General features: G+C 51.9%; 4 protein-coding genes. 3 read left to right on the plus strand and 1 reads right to left on the minus strand.

Features of this window, described 5'->3' with window-relative positions; translation table 11 throughout:
* Both ACXJL8_RS38690 and ACXJL8_RS38695 read left to right on the plus strand, forming a co-directional pair.
* Positions 1 to 416 (plus strand): hypothetical protein (locus ACXJL8_RS38690; RefSeq protein WP_456686780.1); only part of this gene is annotated, 416 nt, incomplete at its 5' end.
* A 109-nt stretch (positions 417 to 525) separates the two neighbouring features.
* The gene (locus ACXJL8_RS38695; RefSeq protein ID WP_456686781.1) at positions 526 to 918 is read left to right on the plus strand and encodes a hypothetical protein; all 393 of its coding nucleotides are present in this window, start codon (positions 526 to 528) and stop codon (positions 916 to 918) included.
* Positions 919 to 1,431: 513 nt separating this feature from the next.
* Here the strand turns inward: ACXJL8_RS38695 and ACXJL8_RS38700 are convergent.
* Positions 1,432 to 1,698, minus strand: a complete 267-nt coding sequence (locus ACXJL8_RS38700) for a DUF6894 family protein (protein ID WP_456686782.1) — start codon at positions 1,696 to 1,698, stop codon at positions 1,432 to 1,434.
* Positions 1,699 to 1,832: 134 nt separating this feature from the next.
* On the opposite strand from ACXJL8_RS38700, the gene ACXJL8_RS38705 reads away from it, so the two are divergent.
* Positions 1,833 to 2,000, plus strand: a complete 168-nt coding sequence (locus ACXJL8_RS38705) for a hypothetical protein (protein WP_456686783.1) — start codon at positions 1,833 to 1,835, stop codon at positions 1,998 to 2,000.
* Positions 2,001 to 2,581 lie beyond the last annotated feature (581 nt).

The raw sequence follows: 2,581 nt of genomic DNA on the forward strand, positions 1-2,581 counted from the left end.
TCTATCTTCCATGTCAGGCCAAGCGTGGAAAGAGCTTCTTCTATCACTATAACAGAAACAGAAAGCCTCTCGTCGTTAAGGATTGGATCGAGAATCCCATAATGACTCGGTTCGATGATCTTATGGCGTCGGAGGGCATCACCCCTATCAGAATTCAGGAGGAGGTTAGGGAACATCAGCAAATTATCGATGCGGCTCTGAACCACTATCGAAAATCTACTAACACGATCAACCCTCAGACTAATCAGCGCATAGGTAGCAATGAAACTCTATTCACGATGGCCTTAACACTCAAAAGGGCAGGTGTTGATCGTTTCGCGGCGGATACTGCCATGACTCAAGCGGCGAACGAGAGCAATTCACCTCCAGAAAGGATGTCGGATAAAAGACGCTATTTAAAAAAATACTGGAAATAATTCCGCTATAACATCACAATAAAGACTAGGAGGCCGAGATTTCTGGCGTATGCATTTGAGTCTCGGCTTACAAATCCCAAATTTTCAACCCAATTAAGGACGGAATACCGTGTTCAACGACGACTATGATTTCATTTTAGATGATTTCCTCTCCGCTCACGAAGGCACAAGTTGCGATAGTTGTTATGTTCTGCGTAAGATGCTTTCACGTGGCGCAAGCGAAGCTCATTACCGATACAGGATCAATGAAGACGATAAGGCGCACAAATATCAGAAACTATCGAACGAAATCGAAGATGTGTTGGATGACCTCGAAAGGATGCTCGATGAACGTGGCAGGATCCATCTGAAATACCGCGTTATGATGATGCGAGCCATCAAGACTTGTCAGTGCCTTCTTGCTATCGCCCAAGCTGAAACAAACGCTGACTATAATAATCTCGAGACTTATCTCACCGACGGGCTATGCCTGTGCCGCCAAGAGGAACTTAAAGCAGCTTGAACGCGCACCAAACGGCAATCAGCGAATACCAAATAGAACGGGGATAACCCACAACGAGGGCGGTGCAAGCGGTCCTGGCAGATTGTCTTGGTCATATCCAACCCCACCCTCTTGATCGGCTTTGATCCGCAGCCTCAAGGGTTGTCACTCTCTCGCGCTACCTTACCGGCATTGAACGGGATCAGTCGGCCGAACAGCTGGACATGCTTGAAGAACGGCTTGGGGATTGTCCCTGTTGTGAATGCCGGGGCGAATTGAACGTGGCTTAAGCGGTCAGGGAGCATCGCAGGGCGTCATCCCCTCTGTGATGCCTTTACCGGGGTGCATAATAGCGTCGCACGATTGTTAATGGCGCTCCGTCGGTCGCCAGGGGCACCATTCAAGCCTTCCGACCACACCCAACGCTTTGATGGTCCGTAGGCTCATAGGATCGCTAGGGAGCATGGATCTGTCCGCCAGTAGCACGATGACACACGATGCCCTCAGGATGGCTCGGGACCGTCCTTTGAGCCCTCAAGCCTGACCATCGGTTTCAGCGCGATGTCGGACGGCCCATTCGGTGCGCAGCCCTGAGCTTCGGCTGAGTGTCACTGTCAGAACGGACATGCCGTCTGCATCGCGCACCGACACTACCGCATGATTGTCTCTCACGCCTTCCAGAGCGGTCGTTAGCATCTCGGTAGCGTGCTGAATGATCCCCTCAGGCTCGGCGCAATCTCGCCCATCATCATCCCAGGATGACAAGCTGTCGCTGTGTAGGTCGAAAAAGTAGATCGCCAAGGCAAAGTCGACCCCAAGCTTGTCCGCTCGCAACGAAACGGCCGAATGCTAACAGACGTGATCCTACTTCAACGCTCGAAACGGCGTTCGTTCCCGACGACCTGTAATTCAGTTTATGTGGAGGCGGAGTCGAAATGCTCAAGGAACCTGAGGCCGTCCCAGAGTTCGATAGCGTGACCATTCGCCATCGCGGACGCGAGAGCCAATGCCTCTTCGTCGGTGGCGGCAGTCAAACGTTCCATCCGGATGACATTGCCTTCGAGGTCAATGAACTGGACAAGGTAATGGGGGCCAACATCTGATTCTTGGGAAGGGGGCATTGCAGCAGTGGTCATGCGCTGGCCCTCCCTTGTCGATCCGTGTGTAAGCTGCTGATACGATTGAGACATCGGCTCGCGCAGAGATACGCTCTTTTCGCTCGCTTGCGAAGATGGCGGATCGGCCGTCCAGCAGGCAATCAGGGTGTAAACTGCCGAGCTTCGTAGGCGATGTCTGGCGCCTACCTTCCGCCTACCGGCTTAAGGATGATGCTGACGGCTTCTGGATCGTGTCGTCTTGTGAATATGGTCGAGCCGTGTGCTTCGAATGGCGCAGTGAGAATGGTCGTGAGTGGAACGCTACCTGCAATCGCGCGGGCTTAGATTTTGAGATTACTTCTTAGCGAGTTTACATTTCCATATGGTGTGCTAGGGCTCGAAAATATTCGTTTCTTGGTTCTTGTAAACGTGAGACACGATAACGAAATTAGATTTTATCGAACAGGAGGTCCGCCATGCCACGCTATAAACGGTTCGGACGCGGGATCCCTATGCCTTCTACCGCCTCCATCAAGCATGAACTCAAGATGATGGAAGCAACGGATACATTGTCCGAGGCACTTCGC

The organism is Bradyrhizobium sp. P5_C11_2 (genome assembly GCF_054049755.1).